Here is a 24585-nt window from a genome sequence, read left to right on the forward strand (position 1 = left end):
TTCATTTGTTATCGTGAAAATCCGCCTAATTGTGACTCAGCCATTGAAACTAAACGCTTAGTGATTTCACCACCAACAGAACCGTTAGCACGTGAAGTAGTGTCTGCACCAAGGTTTACACCGAATTCTTGAGCAATTTCAAATTTCATTTGTTGAAGAGCTTGCTCTACACCAGGTACAAGTAATTGATTTGAGTTGTTGTTATTAGCCATGTGATATCACCTCCTTGTGAGTATAGAATGTGTAGAATCACATGGCTGTATTCTTATTTATAATTGGTAATTGTTCACAAATATTTCACAAATTTCTTGTTGAAGGCTGTGTTACGTTGTTGGCTAATGATTTTCGCTCCAGGCACTTCGCTTTCCGCAGGCGTTGCGGTGAGCCTCCTCGGCGCTAGCGCCTGTGGGGTCTCACCTGCTCCGTACTCCTGCAGGAGTCTTCGTGCCTTCCGCTCCAATCAACAAAATGTAGGGTTTACACAGCCTTAAAATAAATCTTCAAATTCAGATACTTGTTTGCTGTCTGGTTTAATTGTCAGCATTTCTGTATTTTGGACTGCTTCTTGGATTAATGGTTCGAAGTCGAAGAAGCTTTCGTAGTGCTGAACTTTTTCTTTTTTCGGTTTTGTTTTTGGTGAGGATGGAACAAATATTGTACAGCAATCTTCAAAAGGTCTAATCGAAATATCATAGGTATCGATATCTTTGGCTATTTTTATAATATCATTTTTGTCCATTGTCAATAGAGGTCTCAGTATGGGAGTATTGGTTACCTCATTAATGGCATACATACTTTCTAATGTTTGACTGGCAACCTGACCAAGATTATCTCCAGTGATAATCGCTAGACCTTCCTGTTTTTTTCTAATTTCATCGGTTATTCGCAGCATAAATCTTCTTGTGGTAGTCATTGAGTAATTTTCTGGAATTTGTTCTTTTATCGATTGTTGAATAGCCGTAAATGGAACGATATGAAGTTTCATCGAACCAAATATTTCAGCCAGCTTTTTTGCTAAGTCGATTACTTTTTCCTTGGATCTTTCACTAGTATACGGTGGACTGAAAAAATGTACAGCTTCTATTTCTACTCCGCGTTTCATTGTCAAATATCCTGCCACTGGACTATCAATTCCTCCAGACAGCATTAACATTGCCTTACCACTGGAGCCAACTGGCAGTCCCCCAGCTCCTAAGATGTTCTCACAAGACATGTAGATAGCCTCACTAAGAACTTCTATTTTCAAGTTGATATCAGGATTTTTCACATCCACCTTGATGCCTGGTATGTTTTCGAGAATATGGCCGCCAAAGGTGTGATTGATACCAGATGTATCCAATTCGAATGATTTATCCGATCGTTTAGGGGAAATTTTAAAGGTTTTCCCCTCTTTGTAAAGACTTTTCACTAAGGAAAGAGCTGCCTCTTTCATTTTTTCAAGGTCTCTCTCAACTCTTATTGCTGGACTAAGGGATTGGATACCAAATATATTTTTCAATGACTTGATGATCTCTTCCACATTTTCTCCATTAACAAGCACGTACATCCTGTCCCGCTCTGCCCGTATTTTTATTTTCGGAAAGGGAGCTAATGCAATACGAACGCTCTTTCTTAACTTGTCTACAAATTTCTTTCGGTTTCGGCCTTTGGTAGAGATTTCACCATAGCGAATCAAGATTCGATCATAATTCATATTATTTCATAACCTTTCTTAATTGTTTGGCAGCCTCTTCGATTGCCACAATTACTTTTTCTGCCTCATCTTCTGTATTATCATACGATAGGCTTATTCTAAATGCACTGTCAGCTAAATCATCTGGAACTCCCATTGCTAAGAGTGTCTGACTTGGTAATTGTTTCTTAGAAGAACAGGCACTTGTTGTCGATAGATAGATTCCTTTTTGCTCAAGAGTATGGATTAAAACTTCTGCTTTAACTCCCTTTATGGAAAAATTGAGTATATGAGGTGCAGAATTTTCCGTCGGCGTATTGATGGTAAGATCATCTATTCTGCTTAAACCTTCTCTTAATAGCGATTTTACCCTTTTCATTCTTTCTATTCCGAGCTCACTTTTTACCATCGTCATCCTTAGAGCCTTTGCCATTGCGACAGTTCCTGCAACATTTTCCGTTCCACTTCTTACTTTCCATTCTTGGTTTCCGCCAGAAAGCAATGGGTCCAATCTAACCCCTTCTCTTATAAAGAGCGCACCAGTCCCCTTTAATCCATGAAATTTATGTGCTGATAATGAACATAAATCCACACCATATTCCGTTAAGTTTAATGGAACCTTTCCGACAGCTTGTACAGCGTCGACATGAAAGAGAATAGCAGGATATTGCTTCAAAAGCTTGCCAATTTCTGCAATTGGCTGTATCGTTCCGACTTCATTATTGACCTGCATAACTGAAACCAGTATTGTATCTTTTTTTATAGAAGCTTTGACATCATCTGCCATTACTCTTCCATTTTGATCAGCCGGCAAATAGGTAATGTCAAAACCTAACTTTTTTAACTGTTCCATAGCACCACGGACAGAAGGGTGCTCAACACTAGATAGAATTAAGTGCTTCCCTTTGTTCTTATGCAACATCGCTGTCCCTTTAATGGCTAAATTATTACTTTCGGTACCACCAGAAGTAAAGTAAATCTCTGTTGGTTTTACAGTTAAGAGGTTAGCTACTTGTATACGAGCCTGTGTGAGAAGTTTTTCAGCTTGCAGCCCTAGGCCATGAAGGGACGAAGGATTGCCAAAAAATTCACTTGAGACCTTTACAAATGAGTCTAGTACCTCGTTATATGGTCTTGTCGTTGCACTATTATCAAAATAAATCATCTTTCAAACACCTCACCTTTGCAGGACTAAATCTTACCACAAACTTAATCAATTGAAAAAGTATTGTGATATAGACAAATAAAAACCGATTCGCCTTTTTCGGGCTAAATCGGTTTAAAGTTATTCTTATTGCTTTACAACCGCTGCCTTGATTTTCTTCAAGACTCCTGGGTCAATAGATTCAAGAGAAGCAGCTGCCTGCTCTAAAGCTTCTTGATACTCAAAATGTCTAAAAGCATTTTCTGCATCACTAAGTCCCTTGGCAACAGAAGGATACTGACTTCTGTATCTGTTTCCGTATTGAATCGCCTTTTCAGCAAGCATAACATTTTCAATGAGGTCAACGGTTGTATTGGATAATTTTTCAACAGTTAAAACTGCAATCTCTAAATATTGATTCAAAGCTGATACGTTAAGTGGCTTTTCTTGAAGCTGAAGCTTTACGTTTTGTATACTCTCATTTGTATCTTCCAATAAATATTTGTAGTCCTCTGGTAATCCCGGAATATTACTCTTAGTTACTAAACGAATCGTTTCGCCTACTTTTTTAGTTAAATCCCTTAGTGTTTCACGCGCTTCGAACTCATCTTTTCTTAGGGCTTGTAACTTCAGAGCGAAATTTTCCTGCTCTTCCTGAATCATTTCTATATGCATTTTTATTTCTTTCAGTTCTTCACAAAGAATCGTTAAGGCTGTTTCATTGATATTAATTTTTTCCATCAAGATTTCATAGTGCTTTGTAACAGTGGAAAGCTGTTTTTCCAAGTGCCTCTGAATTTCAAAGTCACTTTCTGTCAGATGATAGCTTTCTTGAACATGCTTTACTTCATTAGAAAGATGGTCATGTTCTTCAAGAACCGAAGATAAAAGTCCACTCATCCCTTTTTCATTTTGAAGGATAAAATGCTTGGCATTCACTTCTTTTTCTAATAAATCAAACAGAATATCAATTCGCTCTTTAACTTCACCTATTCCCTCAAGTGCTTCTTCTATTTTCGTCTCTTCAATCAGTGCTAAATACTCAACCAATTTTTCTTGCAGACTTTCAATTTCATTTTCTAATTGAATATGGCTTAAGTAATACCCCTTCTCGGTCATTTCACGATAGCCTTCGAGAATATCTGACAATTGAGCCGGAATAAGAGATTGACACTCTATTAACAGCTGAGGAATAGTATCCATATTGTTTTTAACCTTCACTAGTTGATCGTGAATTCCTAATACCAGCTCTCGTGCTTCAAGATAGTTACCATGATCCGTCTTCTCATCAAATTCGTGAAACTTTTTCGTAACTTCCTCTAGTTGAGCTTCTAAGTATTTTTCGGACTTTCCAAAACTATGTCGATGAGCAAGCAGCGTTTTTTTCGTTTCCCGATACAATTCCTTTAACTGCTCAATTTCCGTCCTGTTCTTTTCTTCACTTCCAACAAGTTCATGAAGCTCTTCAACAATTTTATTAATCTCATTTTCAGTGGACTGTAATTTATCTTTGATTTCCTGTTGAACAGCCTTTGCTTTATTAAATCGGTATTTATCGATAAATTCTTCAGCGTCAAATAACATCTCTTCAAGATCAGGCAATTTAACCGTTATGATATCATCCCATTGATTACGCCAGCCTTCGAATAATTCCTCGGTTTGTCCGGTCATATTTAATTGTTTTACCTTTGACATTTCATCCAGAATCGGCCGGTTAAACAAATCTATTTTCCAGGCTTCTAACCTATCCATTTCTTTAAAATACTTTTTCTTTATAAAATACCCCAATACGAATAAGGCTAGTAGCAGGATAATAAATCCAATAAAATATGTCACGTTCAAGCCCCCTGTTTCAAACACTTCATTTAAATCTTTCAAGCGCTAGATACTAATCTATTAAAAACCATCGATATACGGTAAAGTTCAATGCCTCTATGATACCATGTAAACGACATTTTTTGACCAGTATTTTCAATTTTTTTGTAAAAGAAATTTTAATTTACTATTTTATGACAATCTTTATGAAAAGATGAATCATCGTAACTCCAAATTAAAAAGCACTTGCTGAAGGAAATTAGGTTTCCTAGCTAGTGCTTACCAAATAAATATTTATATTGTTGTTTCAATTAGAGGATGGCCTCTTTCTTTTCTATTATTTTAGTTCCCAGTGTATTTTCGATCCAGCTATTAATTTCCTTTAGGTACTTTTGTTCAAAGAACCTTTCATTTGGAAAAATATATAGTACCTCTCTTAAATAATGAGCATTAATAAACGGCATCATAAGTAAGCCTTTGTATTGAATTATTAAATAGGCAATAGAATGTGGACGGAATTCCTTCCGTTCAAACCCTTTTTCAAAAATCTTTTGAAAATAGTACTTTTCCTTTAATGCATAGGTAGACATAATTTCTCTGACTACCTGAGAATCCATTGACATCTCTCGGTATACGAAGCTTGTAAGTTCAATATTTTCACATTGATAGTGAAGCAGGTCAGCTGTAATCCGTTTTAAACAATCCTTAACGCCTGTATCCATTAAAGAAAACTTTTCTTCAATAATACTGAGATATTGCTCAAAAAAGTAAGTAAAGCAATATTCTAATAATCCAAGCTTATTCTCAAAATGGTAAGCGATGGTTGCTGAGTTTACTTTTGCTTCGGTTGCAATATCACGTATCGATGTTCCAGCATACCCATTTGAATTAAAAAGCGATATCGCTGCTTTCACTATTTCTTCTTTAGAATCCTTTTTCATCGTACACCTCCGTATACACGAGTTTTTTTATCTTTCTATAACAATTCTCGCTTGGATGGTTGATTCCTTCATGAAAATATCGACAAAGTATGCTCTTTTTCTAGTCAGTTTGATAAAATATATAAGAAATTTATTAAGGAATGGGTGAAAAAGCATGTTTAATGTCGAAATGTACAAAGGGAGCCGCCAAGAAAATTATGATTTGGTAAAAAAACAATTACAGGCTCTTCTCCATGGCGAGAATAATCAAATCGCTAATCTTAGCAATACTTCCGCATTATTAAATCAGTTTCTTGATCGTATAAACTGGGTTGGCTTCTATTTAATGGATGAGAACAATGAGCTAGTATTGGGTCCCTTCCAAGGACTTCCGGCATGTGTCCGCATCCCTCTGGGGAAAGGTGTATGTGGAACATCCGCAAAAAAAATGGAAACCATCCGGGTAGAAGACGTTCATCAATTTCCTGGACACATTGCCTGTGATGCGGCCTCCAACTCCGAAATCGTTATACCTCTAATCAAGGATGGAAAATTACTTGGGGTCTTAGACATTGACTCACCTGAGAAAAATCGCTTTGATGAGCTGGACCAACAGCAATTGGAAGAATTAACAGCCATTCTTGTAAACCATTTGTAAAAAAACTCGCCGAGGCGAGTTCAGATTGTCGAGAAAGGGTATCTTTCTCGGCAATTTTTTATTTTATCGGAATCTAACCTACCGATTTTTCTAAAAAAATTCCGTGCATGCTCACAGGCCTGTTAATTTCCGCTCCAGGTGCTTCGCTTTCCGCGGGCGTGCCGGGGAGCCTCCTCAGCGCAAAGCGCCTGCGGGGTCTCCCGCAGGAGTCTTCGCACCTTCCGCTCCAATCTAAATTTGTAAAGTATTTTACCTGACTTCGAAAGTAATGCACACACACGCCGCCAGGAGGATTCGTCCTTAATCAAGGGCTTCCAGGACAATTATACGTCCTACCTGTATTGGTAAAAATCTGTGCACTATTAAAGTTATAAAAAAGATAATGGCTGTCTAGTCATTATTGACAGCCTGAACTCGCCGAGGCGAGTTTTTTATATTTCTTCAAGCGCTTGTTCTAAGTCCTCTTGGATATCCTCCCATGCTTCAAGACCCACTGACAGGCGGAGTAATGTATCGTCAATTCCCATTTTTCTTCGTTCTGCTGCTGGAACGACAGCATGTGTCATGGTTGCGGGGTGCTGTATCAGCGTCTCAGCGTCCCCTAAACTTACCGCTATTTTTACCAATTGTAATTGATTCATAAAAAATTGAGCCGTTTCTTTTGTTCCTTTTATAGAAAAAGAAATCACTCCGCCAGGTTTTTTCATTTGTTTATGCATGATTTTATTGTCTTCTATATAATCACTATTGCCAGGAAAATAGAGCTTCTCTACTTTTGGATGATTCCGTAAAAATTCAACAAGCATATTGGCATTCTCACAATGACGGTCCATCCTGACGGGCAGCGTTTTTAACCCCCTTAATAAAAGCCAGGCATCAAACGGTGAGATCGTGCCGCCAATATCTTTTTGTGTTGTTCTTGACACCTGTTTGATGAAATCACGGTTGCCAACAACGATTCCGGCAATCACATCACCGTGACCACAAATATATTTTGTTGCACTATGAATAACAATCTCACAGCCTAGGTTAATAGGAGTTTGTAAATACGGTGAGCAAAACGTATTGTCCACCACAACAGGAATACCACGTTGTTTAGCAATACTGGCGACCAATTCTAAGTCAACTAGTTTCATGGTAGGATTAATCGGGGTTTCTATATAGATACAGGCAGTGTTTGGGCGGATTTCTTCTTCTAGCATTTCCTTTGATGCCATTAACGAAAAATCATGGGTGACGTTATATTTTTCTTTTAACAATTGCAATAATCCAAACGTGCAGCCATATACACCCTGTGAACACAGGATGTGGTCACCTGTTTTAGTTAAAGCCGTTAACACAGCAGAAACTGCTGCCATCCCTGATGAAAATGCCAGAGCGGCTTCACCTTGTTCCAGCTTTGCCATTCGGTCTTCGAGCATTTTTACTGTGGGATTTCCCAGACGGGAGTATATAAATCCTTCCTCTTGACCTGCAAATCTTCTTTCCCCTTGTTCAGCACTAGAAAAGGTGAATGTGGAAGTTTGGTACAAGGGAGGAACTAAACTTCCTTGGTGCTCATCTGAATGGTACCCCGAATGAACGGCTTCCGTTTCAAAGCGAAAATTTTCATTTGCCAAGCTGACTCCTCCTATTTGAAAACGCTATCATTTTTATCAGTTTCTTTATCCTATTCCTTTCCTGAAATTAACTTGACACATTGATGAATAAAATTATATAATATCCTTTGTGTAAAATAACTGCAGCCTATGTGAACACGTGAATGGATTCATTTTGTTCCTCATGAGTCATTGAACTCATTTGATGGTGTATCTTGTAACCCTCTGCTGCTAGGGCGAAGGTGCATGAAAACAAAATGGCTATCATTGATGTTTCATAACGGTTTTTATTTTACCAAAAAATAAAAACACTAAGGAGGAGTCATTCATGGCTCGTTATACTGGCTCAAGCTGGAAAATTTCTCGTCGTCTTGGAATCTCTCTAAGCGGCACAGGTAAAGAATTAGAAAAGCGTCCTTACGCTCCTGGACAACATGGTCCAAACCAACGTAAGAAGCTTTCTGAATACGGATTGCAATTACAAGAAAAGCAAAAGCTTCGTCACATGTACGGAGTAACTGAGCGTCAATTCCGTAACCTATTTGATAAAGCTGGCAAATTGGGTGGGGTTCACGGTGAAAACTTCATGATCCTGCTTGAATCACGTCTTGACAACGTAGTTTACCGTTTAGGTTTAGCTCGTACTCGTCGTGCAGCTCGTCAATTAGTTAACCACGGTCACATCTTAGTTGATGGTTCTCGTGTAGATATCCCATCATACCGTTTAACTCCTGGTCAAACTATCAGCCTTCGTGAAAAATCACGTAACCTTGATGCTGTTAAAGAAGCAGTTGAAGTTAATAACTTCGTACCTGACTACTTAACATTTGATGCAGACAAACTTGAAGGTACATTCACTCGCTTACCAGAGCGTTCTGAATTACCAGCTGAAATTAACGAAACTCTTATCGTCGAGTTCTACTCACGTTAATTGATTTGTTTCTTAAACAGTAATGATAAAAACCCTAGAAGCGTTGTTGCAACGCAGTTTCTAGGGTTTTTTACTTTTATTCGTGCTTTGTAGTTTTTTGTATTTTCACCCATTAATTTGGGGAAGATCTTTTTACCCCTACTTCTCTCATATAGCACTCCTACTGTTTAGTTGAAAAATCTAAGACAACACTTTTGATTTCGTTCAATTGATCACGCTAAATCTTAATAACTAATTATGAGTGACGGAGTGAAACGCATCAAGGTGTCTCTATTTTAGATGACATTTCTTCAAAAGAACATTCCTTTAGTGGAACGACCTTCGTTTTATGAACGAGTTTATACCCGAGCCATAATGCCAAAAAGATTGGTAAACCAATATAGGAAACGGCTACTCCATACCAATCAATCTCACTAGTTAAAAAAGCTTGATAATTTTGGCCGAAAATGACAAAGACACACATCGCAAAAGCAAGAATCGGACCTAACGGGAACCATTTCGCTTTAAATTTCAAATCATTCATGTCCCTGCCCTGGGCCATATATGCTTTTCTAAAACGATAGTGACTGACTGCAATTCCAAGCCATGCAATAAATCCAGTTAAGCCTGAAGCATTTAATAACCATGTATACACTTGGTCTCCAAAAATGGAAGTTAAAAAGGCAAGGCCTCCGATAATTGTCGTTGTAACAAGGGCATTCATTGGAATCCCACGACTATTTACACTTTGTAAAATTTTGGGCGCATATCCGTCTTTTGCCATGGACCAAAGCATGCGTGTCGATGCATATAAACCAGAAGTCCCTGCCGATAAGACCGAGGTCAAAATGACCGCGTTCATCACAGATGCCGCAAAAGCAATGCCCACTTTCTCAAATACAAGGGTAAAAGGGCTGACAGCGATGCTATCGACATCCCTACTCAACAGGTCAGGACTTGTATAAGGAATCAAAAGACCAATGACAGCAATGGCAACAATATAGAATAGAAGAATTCGCCAAAATACTTGTCGAATCGCCTTTGGTACGTTTTTCTCGGGCTCTTCACTTTCTCCTGCAGCAATCCCCACGAGCTCCGTTCCTTGAAAAGAAAAACCTGCAATCAAAAAAATACTTAAAATGGACAAAAGGCCGCCATGAACCGGAGCATCCCCTACAGTAAAGTTTTTAAAACCGATAACCTGACCGCCTAGAATACCGAAAATGGTAAGCGAACCAACTCCAATGAAAACAATGATTGTCACTACTTTTATCAAGGAGAACCAATACTCGGATTCTCCGTAACTTTTAACCGATAATGCGTTCAAAAAAAAGATTAGTCCTAAAAACAGTGTACTCCATACGATACTCGGTACATCAGGAAACCAAAATTTCATTATAATAGCTGATGCAACTATTTCAACCGCAAGTGTAACAGCCCAGTTAAACCAATAATTCCAACCGAGCGCAAAACCAAATGCCGGATCAACAAAACGGCTGCCATAGGTTGAAAAGGATCCCGAAACCGGCATTAAGGTAGCCATTTCTCCGAGACTAGTCATTAAAAAGTAGACCATGATTCCGATAGCTCCATAAGCTATTAGCGCGCCACCAGGTCCAGCGGTTTGAATGGAGGTCCCTGTTGCTAAAAATAACCCTGTCCCAATTGAACCTCCAATAGCAATCATCGTCATGTGACGTGCCTTTAGATTGCGTTTAATTTGCTCTTTACCACCATTGCCATTCTGACTATTCTGATTATTTTCGTCGTTAGTATAGCTTTTGATTGCCTCCATGTCTTGTCTCCCTTCAATTTTGAACCATAAGTATCTATCTAACTAAAAGAATCTATCATTGTAGCTTGTTTAGAACAATTTATCCCTTTTTTGAAGATGATAGGGATAAATTGTCCATAAGAATAGAAGTTCATTGCAGGTGATTATCGAAAAACGGGAGACGGCTCGCTATTTATTTCGAAAAGTCAAAGTAGTTTCGCTTCAATAAGCGCGGAGCAGCCATTAGGGTGTCGTACTTCATACTTTTTTCCAACTTTGAACAATCGATTAAAAATAGATGATCCTCAATTTCTTTCACCGTATTATCTGTTTGATAGGTCATACCGCATTCCAAGCAATGAATGGATGGTGTGTCTTGAATTTCGATCGCATTTGTTCCATCTGGAAGTTCCCAATACACTGTGTTGCTCGTTTCACTTGCTGTGTCAGATTCGCACCATTGACAAATCAAAATTATTCCTCCTTTGCTCCCACTGTTTCATATTTCTTCATTTGCGATTGGAATTTTTTCTCTTTTAACTCGTCACGTTTGTCACGTTTATCTTTTAATGAACTATGCTCAGTATTTTCCTTATACGTTTTGCGGCGATCTAACCGTTTTAATCCTTCAGGTGTAAGGTTAAATTTCGTATCATCAATAATGGATAGAACACCATTACTTTCAAACTTTTCAAACACTTCAGGATATACCTTTTTGTAGTAATCCTCTGCACTGCCTGACTGATAATTTGTTGGTTCTGGATAAGATGTAATGACACCTTCAAAGTTACGTAATACGACTTTATTAGAACTTTGAGAAATGATATAGTTCGGCTGCAATGGAATTTTGCCTCCTCCACCCGGGGCATCAACAATAAATGTCGGAACGGCATAACCCGATGTATGACCACGAAGTCCTTCCATAATTTCCAATCCTTTGCTAATTGGTGCACGGAAATGGCCAATCCCTTCTGATAAATCACATTGGTAAATATAATATGGACGAACGCGGATTTTAACAAGGTCATGCATAAGCTGTTTCATGATCGGTACACTGTCGTTAATACCTGCCAAAATAACAGACTGATTACCAACAGGTACACCAACATTTGAAAGCATTTCACATGCACGCTTCGATTCTTCCGTAATTTCAATAGATGTATTGAAATGTGTATTCAACCAAACTGGATGATACTTTTTCAAGATATTACAAAGATTTTCGGTAATACGCTGTGGGAATACGACAGGTGCTCTTGTACCGATACGAATAATTTCTACATGCGGAATCTCACGTAGATTCTTTAAAATATATTCTAAAATATTGTCATTAATAAGGAGCCCGTCTCCTCCGGAAATTAACACATCTCGAATCTGTGAGTTAGATGCGATATAATTAATGGCTGTGTCTAACTGTTTCTTTGGTACACCCATTCCGATTTGTCCGGAGAAGCGTCTTCTTGTGCAGTAACGGCAGTACATGGAGCATTGGTTTGTTACTAGGAACAATACGCGATCCGGATAACGATGTGTTAACCCAGGTACTGGTGAATCTTCATCTTCGTGAAGGGGATCTTCTAAATCATATCTTGTTTTATGCAATTCCGCAGAAATTGGAACAGACTGCATTCGCACCGGACATCTTGAATCATCTGGGTCCATAAGCGATGCATAATATGGCGTGATGTTTAATGGGATTGTTTTTGTTGAGATTAAAACCCCTTCCTCTTCTTCTGGTGTTAAGTTAACTACTTTCTTTAAGTCTTCTAAATTTTTGATAGTATTCGTTAATTGCCAAACCCAATCGTTCCATTGCTCCTCTGTAACATCCTTCCAAAGCTCGATTTCTTTCCAATGTCTTTTTGGTTTGAATAAAGTGTTTCTCATCATAAACTCCTCCTAAAATTAGCCTATTTTTTATCGACCATTTTTAATGATTTCTCCTTCGAACATTACTATATTAAGAAATGAGGTATTCCATATAATAGCGATTTTCCCCTTCGCCAAATTCATCTAATCTTGTCTCTTTTATGACAAACCCTAATTTTTCATATAACTTGACGGCTGCCTTGTTTTTAGTACTGACCGTTAAGCAAACCTTACGAAAACCATCTTGCTTTAGAATCGGATAAATTTCCTGTAAAAATAATTTCCCGATTCCTTTCCCTTGCTGGTCGGAGCGGACATAAAACCCAAAAATGTAGGCTTTCTGAATATCATTGTAAGCTCTCATCACTTCGCAAATTGCAATCGGCCTTGGATCATTTTGCTGCCGGTATTGAATGAGTTTCCCGTAGCGTGTAAGTGGGACAAGGGTTTGTTCATCTACTGCTCCTAATCCCGGAAACGCATCTTGCTCAAGCTCCATCATCATTTTTTGCTGTTCTGGATTCAATGAAGCTGGTACTTCGACATAATAGGTTTTGTTCAATGTTTCCATTTTTCTGTCCCCCTTAGTTCTACTTCATATTCGATATCATCCAGCGGCCATATTGGCTTAGGAATGTTACGATACGTAAAAGTTGTTAAACGATTGGAGGCAACACCAGGTGCATCTACATAAATGATACGGCCAACAATCGGCTCAAACGCAGCCCGAAAATGATTTTTAGCCTTTAACCCCAGAATTCTCATTACCTGTGGCTCAAGGCCAATATGACGAAACATTTCCGGATCATTCGCTGACATCGGCCTTCCAATGAGGAGTATATCCATCTTGCCAACACGAATGTGTGCCGCTCCCTTTAAATCGACTCTTAAATGCTGATTGAACGGCCCAGAATTGTGAAATACACCGTCTGATAAGGCCACGACCGTTGCTTCGACCTGAACGGGCTCCCCAAATTCAGGCGATACTTTCCCTCCTAGGGACAACAATAACTTATTTCCGATCCCCTTTTTGCGGCAAGCCTCAATGGATTCTGGATCGTAAAGCCCTCCAAACAGGGTGTCAGGAATGTTCATCTTCACCATCTCCCGAAGCAGCTCTGTTGTATCCCCGCTCCCGCAGCTTAACGGATTATCCGAGATGTCCGCCAGCACGACCGGTTTGTCATCTTCAATCGACATCGCCAAATCGAGCCCTTCTTTTACACCGGGCAAATCCATGATAAATTCTTCTCTTACACTCCAGAACAAGGAAGCCATCTTTTGGGCAGTCTCCTTTCCTTTTTGCGGATCGAGCGAAACCACAAGTACACTGGCACCGACCATGGGAATATCCGAGTACGGAAAGCCACCAAATACGGACACATTATAAATTCCTTCTTCTTCTTCGGCCTGTTTCGCCCACTCTATCATTTTATGCATCGGGCCTTCTGCAGTTCTCATATTGATAGAGGGAGGCATCATCGGCAATTTTTCAAAAGAAGCATAATAATGCACATCTTCCTTTAATTGTTTCAATAAAGCGATTGACGCATGAACGCCTTGTTCATACATATCAACATGTGGATATGTTTTAAATCCAAAATGAAGCGGTGTGTAATCAATCATTTTTTCACTTAAATTTGCGTGCATATCCAGTGTTGTCGCAATTGGGACACTCGGTCCGATCAACTCACGAATTTTTCCCAGTAAATGCTCTTCCGGATCAAATAGGTCCTCCACGACCATTGCTCCATGCAGTGCCAGCAATAAACCATCGAGCCTTCCAGCCTCCCGGATTGACTGGAGCATTTGCGCTTCGATGATTGAATACGCTTCAGTTGATACTACGCCCGATGGGACCGCTGCCGCACAAAGCAGCGGCACAATTTCTACATCCTCCTGTATCAATACATCCAGAAACCCGCCCACTTCAGTTTTCGTTCCTGAATAGGCATCATAAATTTCATCGCCGATATAGTAGCCTTCATTTCGAAACTGTTCGATTTCGGTTTTCATCGGACTAAAACTGTGGGATTCATGGTAAAAGAATGCAATTCCAATACGGTGTTTTCTCATATTCTCCCACCTTCTAATAGATATGGCCCGTTTATTAATAGTTCGTATAAATCGACTTCCACTCTGTCATGACATCGAATGCATGATGGGAAACTTCACGGTGTCCATTTCCCGACATTTTCATGCCTCCAAATGCCACACCCATTTCGGCATTAGACGTTCCGTTATTAATATAGACAAGTCCGCTTACCGCTTCCTTTGCCGTCCGGTTCGCATAATGAAGGCTCTCTGTATAAATGGAAGTCGATAACCCATAAATTGTCCCGTTATTTACCTCCATTGCTGCCTCATATGAATCTACTTCAATGATGGCAAGAACAGGACCAAATATTTCTTCCTGTGCAATGGTATCATTCGGTTTCACATTCTCAATGATTGTCGGCTCATAATAATAACCGCCCAATTCTTTGACACGCTGGCCACCTGTTACAATTTTTCCACCTTCTTCAATCGCTTTTTTTACATATTTTTCGACTGTATGAAGCTGGTCTTCATTTACGAGTGGACCCAATTGTTTCCCTTCTTCAAGTCCATTTCCTATTTTCATAGACTTTGTTAAGTCAACTACTTTTTGGACAAGCAAATCCTTTACTGGTCGCTCGACGATTACTCGGCTTGCCGCTGTACAGCGTTGACCAGTTGTCGTAAACGCTGATTTTACGATTCCGTCTGCTGCCTTGTCCAAGTTCGCATCCTTCAAGACGATCACTGCATTTTTTCCACCCAGTTCCAATGAAATACGTTTTAACGTTTTACTGCTCATTTCCGCCAGCTTTTGTCCGACTTCAGTTGAGCCCGTAAACGAAATGACTTTCACATCCAAATGCTCTGTGAGTGTTTGCCCGACTGTTCTACCTGAACCTGTAATTAAGTTGACAACCCCTGGTGGCAATCCAGCTTCATCTAACACTTCTACGAAAATCTTTGCTGATAGCGCTACCTCTGAAGCCGGTTTCCATACGACGGTATTACCAGCAATCAAAGCTGAAAAGATTTTGTAGGAACCAAGTGCAACAGGGAAGTTCCAGGGGGTAATGCACGCCACAACTCCAAGAGGTTCACGAACCATTCTTACGTTCCGATCTGGGAAGCCTGCAGGGACCGTTTCTCCAAAGAGGCGTCGTCCCTCGCCTGCCATATATTGAGCAGTCGCGATGACCACACCAACTTCGCCTAAAGACTCAGGCAGCACTTTGCCCATCTCCATTGTCATGACACGAGCAAGTTCCTCTTTTCGTATTTCAAACAATTGGGCTGCTTTCGTTAAATAAGCCGCTCGTTCTGGAATAGGGATGTTCTTCCATTGTGAATACGCTTCATTCGCATATGCGACAGCCTCATTCACTTGCTCCGTTGTAGCGGCTGCACATATACCGACAAGTTCCCCCGTTGCCGGATTTAAGCTTTCATAGTAGGACTGATTAGGGGCACTTACCCATTTTCCATTTATATAAAGATCTCCCTGAAGAATATCTGTTTTGATTTGACTAGACATAAACTTGACCTCCTTTTTCTTTGTATCCGAGGAATTTAAATTAGTTTCCGGATATTGTTTCAGTTATCACATCTTCTAAAATCGTTAATCCTATATCTAGGACATCTTCCTGAATATTAAGAGGTAGCATTAATCGAATCGTTTGCCCGCTCACACCGCAGTTCATAATGAGTAATCCATTTTCCAGTGCTTTGAATTTAATTTTCGGTACAAAGAAAGCAGCAGAGTCGGAGTCGAATTCGATACCGATCATCATGCCGACTCCTCGGACTTCAACTATCCCTGGTAAATGTCCTACCGAGTTATGAAGTCGGCTGACAATCTCGGCACCCAGTTTAGCACTGCGTTCTACTAACTTCTCTTCTTCAATGACCTCTATGTTTGCCAATGCCGCAGCACAAGAAACCGGATTTCCTCCAAATGTCGAACCATGACCGGCCGTTGGCCATTTTTCATGAAGCTCACGACTGGCTACAATGGCACCAAGAGGCATGCCGCCGGAAAGGGCTTTTGCTAGAACTAAAATATCAGGAGTCACATTCGCATGTTCTGCTGCGAACATTTTACCTGTACGGCCAAATCCTGTTTGTACTTCGTCAAAGATAAGCAAAATGCCATGTTCCTCTGAAATCTTTCTTAACTCCTGCAAAAAGCTTGGCGGTGCTGGATAATAGCCGCCTTCACCCATTACCGGTTCAATGATGATGGCTGCTACTCGTGTAGGATCCACGCGTAAATCGAACAACTTTTGAAGCTGATTCAAGCAATACTCTTCAGCTTCTTCTTCTCTAATGTTTTTCAGCTGGCTGGGATACGGATATGGAACGTGATACACCTCGCCTAAAATCGGTTCATAATAACGACGGTATTTAGAGCTTGATGCCGTAATGGCTGTTGCTCCTAATGTACGGCCATGAAACGATCCTTCAAAAGCAATGATGGCGGGTCTGTCTGTGGCCGCCTTTGCTAGTTTAAGCGCACCGTCAATGGCTTCAGCTCCCGAATTGGAGAAAAAAACAGTGTCTAAATTTCCTGGAGTGATATGAGCAAGCTTTTCTGCCAAATTTGCCGCGGTTTCATAATAACCATAGTTCAATCCAAGATGTATCAAGGCTTCAGCTTGCTTCTGAATAGCTTCCACCATTTTCCTGTTCGTATGTCCAACTGCATTGACGGCCACTCCTGAGACGAAATCGATATATTCTTTTCCGTCTGTCGTCCAAAATTTGGCGCCATGCGCTTTTTCAATGACAAGCTCCGTTACCCTTGTCATAACCGGTGATAAATGTTTTTGTGCTTTTTCTTTAATCTCTTCTGTTTTATTTTGTAATTTCATAAATCTCGTCCTTTCTTAATTGACCTTTGAATATCGTGAATGATTCATCTAAAACCCTTATAATCTCATCAATTTCTGTTCCCGTGACATTTAAAGGAGGGCTGATAATGAGGTGCTCCCCCTTTGTGCCGTCAATTGAACCGGAACCGGGATAAAAAACCGCACCGAGTTCCATCGCAATTCCATTCAATCTTTCAGCAGCTTTTTCAGATGGATCGAACAACAGGTCCTGCCCAGTATCCTTCACTAGCTCCATACCTATTAAAAGCCCTCTGCCCCGAACATCAGATATATAAGAATGTTTTTGCTTCAGCTCCATAAGACGTTTGACAAGGTAGGTACCTTGTTTTTTGACGTTTTCCAGTACCATATCTCGCTCATATACCTCCAATGCAGCAAGACCGGCTGCAACAGCAACAGGATGCCCACTATATGTGTAACCGTGTATAAATTTCCCGTCGCTGTTTTGAATGAGCCCATCGATTAACCAATCATGAACAATCATTCCGGCAAGAGGAGCATATCCCGCTGATACCCCTTTTCCGAATGTGATTATATCAGGCTTGATTCCAATCTGTTCTGTCGCGAAGTTGGTACCAGTACGGCCAAATCCAGTCATCACTTCATCGATAATTAAGACGATTTCGTAGCGATCACACAGCTCTCGAACTTTCTCAAAATACCCTGGTGGCGGTGGAACAGCACCTTGCTGACTTCCAACAATCGGTTCGGCAATAAATGCCGACACGTTCTCAGGACCAAGCTCAGAAATGGTTCTTTCAATATCCGTTACACACGTCCAGTTTTGTTTAGAGAGACAATCATCTTTTTGACGATCGTATGGGCATCGATGGCAGTATGGAGAATAGACATGGGCATAGTTTAAAAGATTAGGAGTGTATGCATGCCTTCTTTTAACATCTCCTCCTGCTGATAAAGAACCGATGGTGTTACCGTGATACGATTGCCACCGCCCGATCACAATGTGTTTTTCGGGTCGGCCGGCGTCCCTATGATATTGCCTTGCCAGCTTCAAAGCACTTTCATTTGCTTCGGAACCTCCGGTTGTAAAATACACTTTATTTAAATGGTCTGGAGCCATTTTTCCAATGGTTTCAGCTAGCTTATGCAACGCTTTCGTCTCGAAGCGCATTGTATGGACGAAAGCTGCTTTTTTTGCTTGCTCTGCCATGGCCTCTCCTATAGAAGGAATCCCATGACCCAAGTTGGCTGCAACCGCCCCCGAGCAAGCATCCAAATATTTTTTCCCGTTTTCATCTATGAGATAGACCCCTTCACCGTGGGTAATAATTGGGTACTCCTTTTTTAAATCTCGATGAAACACATAGTCTTTTTTTATTCCTTCCATCTTTCCACCACCATTGCCATTCCTAATCCCCCGGCTACACAAATCGTCGCAAGGCCATATTGCCGTTTTTGTTTTTCAAGCTCATGACATAATGTAGTAACAATCCTTGCACCGGAGCAACCAAGTGGATGCCCTAAGGCAATCGCCCCACCGTTTACATTCACATTGTCTCCTTTTATGTCCCATTCTTTTAAACAAGCAAGACTTTGAGCAGCGAATGCTTCATTTAATTCAATCAAATCAATATCTTCCAAACGAAGACCCGCTTTTTTCAACGCAATCTTAGATGCAGGGACCGGACCGATTCCCATTTCTTTTGGTGATACACCCGCTGCTGCAAAGGATCGAATCCTTGCCATCGGGACCACTCCAAGCTGTTTCGCTTTTTCCTCCGACATCAACAGCAGCATCGAGGCCCCATCATTCCTTCCAGATGAGTTTCCGGCTGTTACCGTACCATCCTTTTGAAACACAGAACCTAGTGTTCCTAACTTTTCAATGTCCGTCAATCTTGGGTATTCATCTATCGCAAAGTGTCTGATTCCCTTTTTTCCTTCCTTTACCGGAACAGGTATGATTTCATCTTCAAAGTGGCCCATTTCAATTGCACGTTTCGTTTTCTGCTGACTCATGAAAGCGAATTCATCTTGTTCACGGCGGCTAATGTTATATTTTTCAGCGAGCCACTCAGCTGTTTGCCCCATCGTAAAACGACCGTATATCTCCTCTGGCTGTGATTTTGGCTGACTCTCCGTATTTGAATCATACAGCGTCATATCTCCCATCTTGTGGCCGAATCGAGTGCCAACCGTATAATGAGGCGCTAGTGACATGTTTTCGACACCTCCTGCTAAAACGACTTCCGCCTGACCAGTCAAAATGGACATCGCTCCGTTAATGACGGCCTGCATGCCCGAACCGCACTGACGATGAACAGTATAAGCAGGAATCGATACCGGAAAATAGGCCTGTAATGCCGCGACTCTTGCAATATTCGGAGCATGCGCACTCTGCTTTGTTTGTCCGACGATAACTTCATCGACAATATTGGCACCGTAACCGGAAGCAGAAAGATTATTTTTCATGATAAGGGATACGAGCACTTCCGGAGGCGTATCTGCCAGGGACCCACCGAAGCTTCCGATAGCAGTCCGAAATGCATTTACAATTACAACCACTATATAGTCACCTCTTTGCCTTTATTGAACGATTCCGCAATTTGGAAGGGTGCGTCCGTTTTCTGTTGAATTTCCTCAAGGGAAACTCCAGGGGACAGCTCAATAAGATGAAGTCCATCTTCCTTTACAGCGAACACCGCCAAATCGGTAATAATTAAATCCACGATTCGTTCCGATGTGACCGGATAAGTTAATTCCTTGACGATTTTTGAATCTCCTTGGTTAGAAGTATGCATCGTTGTTACGATGACCTTTTTGGAGCCTTCCAATAAATCCATCGCCCCGCCTACACCAAGAACACTTTTTCCTGGTACGGCCCAGTTGGCAATCCGCCCAACCTGATCAATTTGCAACACGCCTAGGATTGAAACGCTTACATGCCCTCCGCGAATCATCGCAAAAGAGGAAGCACTATCAAAAAAGGATGATCCATCCAATACTGTGACAGGCAGTTTCCCTGCATTGACAAGATTTTGGTCAATATGCTCTTGATCCGGCGTAGGACCTACTCCAAGAATGCCGTTTTCCGAGTGTAAAAAAACTCTAACATCAGATGGAATATAATCAGCCACCAAAGTCGGAATCCCTATTCCCAAATTGACGATATCGCCATCCTTCAATTCCTTTGCCGCTCTTGCAGCAATGTATTGTTTGGTATTCAAACTAGTTACCGCCCTTCACAACTATATAATCAACGTATAAATGAGGGGTTACAATTTCTTCGGGAGAAATTTGGCCTACCTCCACAATCTCGTCCACCTCTGCAATTACTACATCCGCAGCTGTTGCCATCATCGGATTAAAGTTTCTTGCCGATTTGTTGTATATGAGATTTCCTAATTGATCTGCCTTTTTCGCTTTAATTAAAGAAAAATTGGCTTTAAGAGGCTCTTGGAACACATACTTTTTACCATTAAGGGTACGCTCTTCTTTGTTTTCAGCGATTTTCGTTCCTACGCTGACTGGTGTATAAAACCCTCCTAAACCCGCACCGCCCGCTCGAATGGCTTCAGACATCGTTCCTTGTGGAAGAAGCTCCACTTCTAATTCCTTTTCCTGATAAGCTTTAACCACTTCTGGATTGGACGTAAAATACGAACCTATTGCTTTTTTTACTTGCTTTTGACGTACTAAAACTCCAAGACCTCTGCCTGGTTCACCAAGGTTATTACTAATAATCTCTAAGTCTTTCACTTCCGACTGAGCCAAAGCGGCTATTAAACTAAGCGGACTTCCTACAAGTCCAAATCCACCTACCATAATTCGAGAGCCGCTTTTAACCTTTTTTACAGCTTCTTCGCATGTAATCAGCTTGCTCATGTTTTTTATCCCTGCCTCTTCATCGACTTTTGTGGGTGTTAACGGTCGGTAAAATAAAAAACCGAGCAAAACATAAATCTATATAAAGAACGTCGTTTAACGAACATTCCTTACATAGAGTTCATGTTTGCCCGGTTTTAATAAGACCATGGGAAGAGGTCATCTTCCCACTTTATTATAACCAAACGTTATGAATTCATTTGCTTCACATTATCCCAGTAACGTTGAAAAGCAGCTTGAAGAGCCACAATAATCGCTTGCTGAGATGGAGCAAAATAAAAACTTTGAATACGTTTAATCAGCTGTTCAACACCGTCTTGAAGACAGTAGCCTATCAGCAGTTTTTGAAAATAATTTTTTGTTAGTTCAGTTACGAATGTGAATTCAGCTCCGATAATCTTATGGTCTTTCAGATCCACTTCGAGGACAATTCCCGCATGCTTATACATTTCATACATGGAAGTTCCCTGTGGAGCTTTTGCATATCCTGTAACAATCACCGTTTCCAGTGTTTGCATGCCCTAATCCACCCTTCAAAAACCCACTGAACACCTTTCTAACCCGAGTATACGGGCTAGAATAAACAATGTCAATGTGAATATTTTAAATTTTTAAAAAAGTCAAAGCGCTTTCACTATTCGATAGAGAGCTACACCAATTTTTTAGACCTCTATAAAATAATAATTTATTTTAAAATCTTTCTATAAAGTTTTGAAATTTTTACCAACCACGTTCCTGCATACGAGCTTCAGGAGATAGAGTTGAAATCTCAATACCTTTCATTGCAATTCCAAGATTTTTTGAAATCTCCGCAATTAGTTGATAGTCCTGGTAGTGGGTTGTTGCTTCTACGATAGCTCTAGCGAATTTTGCTGGGTTATCAGATTTGAAGATTCCGGAACCAACAAATACTCCATCAGCACCTAACTGCATCATAAGTGCAGCATCAGCAGGCGTTGCTACTCCACCAGCTGCAAAGTTTACAACAGGCAGGCGTCCAAGCCGCTTAATCTCAACGAGAAGTTCATACGGAGCTCCTAGTAGCTTAGCCTCTGTCATCAATTCATCTTCACTCATTGAAACGACTTTACTTACCTGTGCATTTACCTTACGGATATGACGAACTGCTTCTACGATATTACCGGTTCCCGGCTCTCCTTTTGTACGAAGCATAGATGCACCTTCACCAATACGGCGAGCTGCTTCGCCAAGATCACGGCAACCACAAACAAATGGAACAGTGTACACTTTTTTATTTAGATGGTACTCTTCATCAGCCGGTGTTAAAACTTCACTCTCATCAATATAATCAACGCCCATTGCTTCAAGAACCCGGGCTTCAACGATGTGCCCGATACGTGCTTTTGCCATAACCGGAATGGAAACGGCCTTCATTACTTCTTCTGTAATTCGTGGATCAGCCATTCTTGCTACTCCGCCAGCTGCACGTATATCAGAAGGTACTCGCTCCAATGCCATTACAGCTACCGCTCCTGCTTCCTCTGCTATTTTTGCTTGCTCAGCATTAACAACATCCATTATGACGCCGCCCTTTTGCATTTCAGCCATGCCTCTTTTTACACGATCCGTACCTGTTTTCATTGTAAATCCCCCTTTGATGATTGTGAATTACATATTTCCCCAAAAGCTAATTTCATTTTTTTAAATGCAATAACTGTGCCAATATTAAAAACACTTATTTCTGAACAATTTGTGAAAGCCGTATGCAAAATTTCTTGGCACTGTCCTTGTTTTTTTTGCACCTAACCTGCAAAAATTATATTTCTAAATAAAAGTTGATTTGTTTTTTATTCACTTATTTGCTCTTGAATAAAATACGCAAGTATGGCGTATAAGACGACAACTACTACTGCTTTTACTGAGACGGGTACTCATAACGTACCTCCAGAACACCATTAAGAAAAACCCGGCCTCATTCGGTACATGAGGCCGGGTTTCTTTAATCATTAATATTTAATCAAAGAGTATTTCTTTTTACCTCTTCTAATAATCGTAAATTGACCTTCAATTCTGTCAGTGTCTTGTAATACATAAGATGTGTCTGTAATGCGTTCTCCGTTCACTGTGATTGCACCATTTGTGATATCTTCTCGAGCCTGGCGCTTGGATGGAGAAATTTTCGCAGCCACTAATAAGTCTACCAAATTCCCATCTGTATCACCGGCATTAAAGGAAGGAACATCTTTGAACCCTTGCTCAATTTCAGAAGCAGACAGGCTGCGAACATCTCCGCTAAATAACGCCTCAGTAATTTTGATCGCCTGCTGCAGAGAGTCTTCACCATGAATAAGACGTGTCATTTCCTCAGCTAATGCCTTTTGTGCCTTACGTAAATGCGGTTCTTCTTGAACGGATTTTTCTAGTCCTTCGATTTCTTCGTGAGACAAGAAGGTAAAGTATTTCAAGTATTTAACAACATCTGCATCTGCAGAGTTAATCCAGAATTGGTAAAATTCATAAGGAGTTGTCTTCTTAGCATCGAGCCAAACGGCTCCACCTTCTGTTTTTCCGAATTTCGTTCCATCCGCTTTTGTAACAAGCGGGATGGTCAAACCAAATGCCTTAGAACCTTCTGGCTGCATTTTACGAATTAGTTCTAATCCGGAAGTGATATTACCCCATTGGTCACTTCCCCCTACTTGTAACTTACAGTTGAAGTTCTCATAAAGGTGATTGAAATCCATTGCTTGAAGAATCGTATACGTAAACTCAGTAAATGAGATCCCCGATTCAAGACGTGAAGCAATCGTGTCCTTTGCAAGCATGTAATTGACGCCAATGTGTTTACCGATGTCACGTAAAAATGTAACAATATCCATCGAGCCTGCCCAATCATAGTTATTCACCATTACTGCTCCATTTTTACCCTCAAAGTCAAAAATGGCTGCTAACTGCTTCTGAATCCCCTCGACATTTTTTTGGACTGCTTCAAGTGTTTGCAGCTTTCGCTCTTCACTTTTTCCACTAGGGTCACCGATAAGCCCTGTTGCACCACCTACTAAAACAACGGGACGATGCCCGTGCTGCTGAAATCTTCTGAGCATTAAAAATGGTACCATGTGACCAATATGCAAGCTGTCTGCTGTTGGGTCAACTCCACAATAAAGGGAGATTTTCTCCTTACCGATCAAATCCTTAAGACTTTCTTCATCTGTCTGCTGGTAGATCAGCCCACGCCATGCTAAATCCTGTAATAAATCCATTTTATTTTCCTCCAATTTCTCAAAATAACACAAAAAGCGCCCCTGCAAAAAATGCAGGGACGCATAACGCGCGGTACCACCCGGCTTGAGCAAAAAACACTCCAACTCGAAAAATTAACGGTTTAAACCGTTCTCCACTACCTCTATGTTCACGGAGAAAGCTCTGGGACGTAATTCACTCTTCTATATGTATCAGCTTTCACCAGCCGCTGACTCTCTAAAAACAGGGA

22 protein-coding genes and 1 other annotated feature (1 of these 23 running past the window's edge) are annotated in these 24585 nt (G+C 40.6%); of the genes, 2 read left to right on the forward strand and 20 right to left on the reverse strand.

Going from position 1 to position 24585, the window contains the following annotated elements; translation table 11 throughout:
• Positions 1 to 8: 8 nt before the first annotated feature.
• The 5 genes from ACIQAA_RS04015 to refZ form a co-directional block, all read right to left on the reverse strand.
• A complete protein-coding gene (locus tag ACIQAA_RS04015; RefSeq protein WP_402615273.1) occupies positions 9 to 212 on the reverse strand; it encodes an alpha/beta-type small acid-soluble spore protein in 204 nt (67 codons plus the stop codon).
• Positions 213 to 487: 275 nt separating this feature from the next.
• Positions 488 to 1693, reverse strand: a complete 1206-nt coding sequence (gene thiI, locus ACIQAA_RS04020) for a tRNA uracil 4-sulfurtransferase ThiI (protein ID WP_402615276.1) — start codon at positions 1691 to 1693, stop codon at positions 488 to 490.
• Position 1694: 1 nt separating this feature from the next.
• Positions 1695 to 2837, reverse strand: a complete 1143-nt coding sequence (locus ACIQAA_RS04025) for a cysteine desulfurase family protein (protein ID WP_402615279.1) — start codon at positions 2835 to 2837, stop codon at positions 1695 to 1697.
• A gap of 126 nt (positions 2838 to 2963) precedes the next feature.
• Complete coding sequence (gene ezrA, locus ACIQAA_RS04030; protein ID WP_402615285.1) at positions 2964 to 4652, reverse strand: septation ring formation regulator EzrA; 1689 nt, start codon at positions 4650 to 4652, stop codon at positions 2964 to 2966.
• A gap of 290 nt (positions 4653 to 4942) precedes the next feature.
• The gene (gene refZ / locus ACIQAA_RS04035) at positions 4943 to 5572 is read right to left on the reverse strand and encodes a forespore capture DNA-binding protein RefZ (RefSeq protein WP_402615287.1); all 630 of its coding nucleotides are present in this window, start codon (positions 5570 to 5572) and stop codon (positions 4943 to 4945) included.
• Positions 5573 to 5726: 154 nt separating this feature from the next.
• Here refZ and ACIQAA_RS04040 point away from each other — a divergent pair, with 154 nt between their 5' ends.
• Positions 5727 to 6209: a GAF domain-containing protein gene (locus tag ACIQAA_RS04040; RefSeq protein WP_402615289.1), complete on the forward strand. Its 483-nt coding sequence runs from the start codon at positions 5727 to 5729 to the stop codon at positions 6207 to 6209.
• Between the two features lie 431 nt (positions 6210 to 6640).
• Here ACIQAA_RS04040 and megL read toward each other — a convergent pair whose 3' ends face one another.
• Complete coding sequence (megL, locus tag ACIQAA_RS04045) at positions 6641 to 7828, reverse strand: methionine gamma-lyase (RefSeq protein WP_402615292.1); 1188 nt, start codon at positions 7826 to 7828, stop codon at positions 6641 to 6643.
• 307 nt (positions 7829 to 8135) lie between these two features.
• On the opposite strand from megL, the gene rpsD reads away from it, so the two are divergent.
• Positions 8136 to 8738: a 30S ribosomal protein S4 gene (gene rpsD / locus ACIQAA_RS04050; RefSeq protein ID WP_402615294.1), complete on the forward strand. Its 603-nt coding sequence runs from the start codon at positions 8136 to 8138 to the stop codon at positions 8736 to 8738.
• A 259-nt stretch (positions 8739 to 8997) separates the two neighbouring features.
• Here the strand turns inward: rpsD and ACIQAA_RS04055 are convergent, their stop codons facing one another.
• From ACIQAA_RS04055 to tyrS, 14 genes are all read right to left on the reverse strand, one after another.
• Complete coding sequence (locus ACIQAA_RS04055) at positions 8998 to 10512, reverse strand: amino acid permease (protein WP_402615297.1); 1515 nt, start codon at positions 10510 to 10512, stop codon at positions 8998 to 9000.
• A 172-nt stretch (positions 10513 to 10684) separates the two neighbouring features.
• Positions 10685 to 10963, reverse strand: coding sequence for a YokU family protein (locus ACIQAA_RS04060; RefSeq protein WP_289340641.1), 279 nt, complete (start codon positions 10961 to 10963; stop codon positions 10685 to 10687).
• A gap of 2 nt (positions 10964 to 10965) precedes the next feature.
• On the reverse strand, positions 10966 to 12375 hold the full coding sequence (gene kamA / locus ACIQAA_RS04065) for a lysine 2,3-aminomutase (RefSeq protein WP_179602765.1): 1410 nt from the start codon (positions 12373 to 12375) through the stop codon (positions 10966 to 10968).
• Between the two features lie 73 nt (positions 12376 to 12448).
• Positions 12449 to 12928 (reverse strand): GNAT family N-acetyltransferase, encoded by a 480-nt coding sequence (locus ACIQAA_RS04070; protein ID WP_289340642.1) that lies wholly within the window; start codon positions 12926 to 12928, stop codon positions 12449 to 12451.
• Entirely contained in the window at positions 12916 to 14433 is a 1518-nt protein-coding gene (locus ACIQAA_RS04075; RefSeq protein WP_402615302.1) for a M81 family metallopeptidase, read from the reverse strand. The genes ACIQAA_RS04070 and ACIQAA_RS04075 overlap by 13 nt, the downstream gene beginning before the upstream one ends.
• A 34-nt stretch (positions 14434 to 14467) precedes the next feature.
• A complete protein-coding gene (locus ACIQAA_RS04080; protein WP_402615305.1) occupies positions 14468 to 15928 on the reverse strand; it encodes an aldehyde dehydrogenase family protein in 1461 nt (486 codons plus the stop codon).
• A gap of 40 nt (positions 15929 to 15968) precedes the next feature.
• Positions 15969 to 17264 carry an aspartate aminotransferase family protein gene (locus ACIQAA_RS04085; protein ID WP_402615307.1) on the reverse strand — a complete coding sequence of 432 codons (1296 nt, stop codon included), beginning with the start codon at positions 17262 to 17264 and terminating at the stop codon, positions 15969 to 15971.
• Positions 17248 to 18633: an aminotransferase family protein gene (locus tag ACIQAA_RS04090; RefSeq protein WP_402615310.1), complete on the reverse strand. Its 1386-nt coding sequence runs from the start codon at positions 18631 to 18633 to the stop codon at positions 17248 to 17250. The genes ACIQAA_RS04085 and ACIQAA_RS04090 overlap by 17 nt, the downstream gene beginning before the upstream one ends.
• On the reverse strand, positions 18621 to 19811 hold the full coding sequence (locus ACIQAA_RS04095) for a thiolase family protein (protein WP_402615313.1): 1191 nt from the start codon (positions 19809 to 19811) through the stop codon (positions 18621 to 18623). The genes ACIQAA_RS04090 and ACIQAA_RS04095 overlap by 13 nt, the downstream gene beginning before the upstream one ends.
• A complete protein-coding gene (locus ACIQAA_RS04100) occupies positions 19811 to 20473 on the reverse strand; it encodes a 3-oxoacid CoA-transferase subunit B (RefSeq protein ID WP_402615316.1) in 663 nt (220 codons plus the stop codon). Before ACIQAA_RS04100 ends, ACIQAA_RS04095 begins: the two co-directional genes overlap by 1 nt.
• 1 nt (position 20474) lies before the next feature.
• Positions 20475 to 21131: a CoA transferase subunit A gene (locus tag ACIQAA_RS04105; protein ID WP_402615319.1), complete on the reverse strand. Its 657-nt coding sequence runs from the start codon at positions 21129 to 21131 to the stop codon at positions 20475 to 20477.
• Between the two features lie 188 nt (positions 21132 to 21319).
• Positions 21320 to 21649: a DUF3870 domain-containing protein gene (locus tag ACIQAA_RS04110; protein WP_402615321.1), complete on the reverse strand. Its 330-nt coding sequence runs from the start codon at positions 21647 to 21649 to the stop codon at positions 21320 to 21322.
• Between the two features lie 202 nt (positions 21650 to 21851).
• Positions 21852 to 22733, reverse strand: coding sequence for a pyridoxal 5'-phosphate synthase lyase subunit PdxS (pdxS, locus tag ACIQAA_RS04115; RefSeq protein ID WP_402615324.1), 882 nt, complete (start codon positions 22731 to 22733; stop codon positions 21852 to 21854).
• 365 nt (positions 22734 to 23098) lie between these two features.
• Complete coding sequence (gene tyrS, locus ACIQAA_RS04120) at positions 23099 to 24355, reverse strand: tyrosine--tRNA ligase (protein ID WP_402615326.1); 1257 nt, start codon at positions 24353 to 24355, stop codon at positions 23099 to 23101.
• Positions 24356 to 24407: 52 nt separating this feature from the next.
• Positions 24408 to 24585, reverse strand: a binding site (T-box leader) (it continues 37 nt past the right edge of the window).

The organism is Neobacillus sp. NPDC093182 (assembly GCF_044754045.1).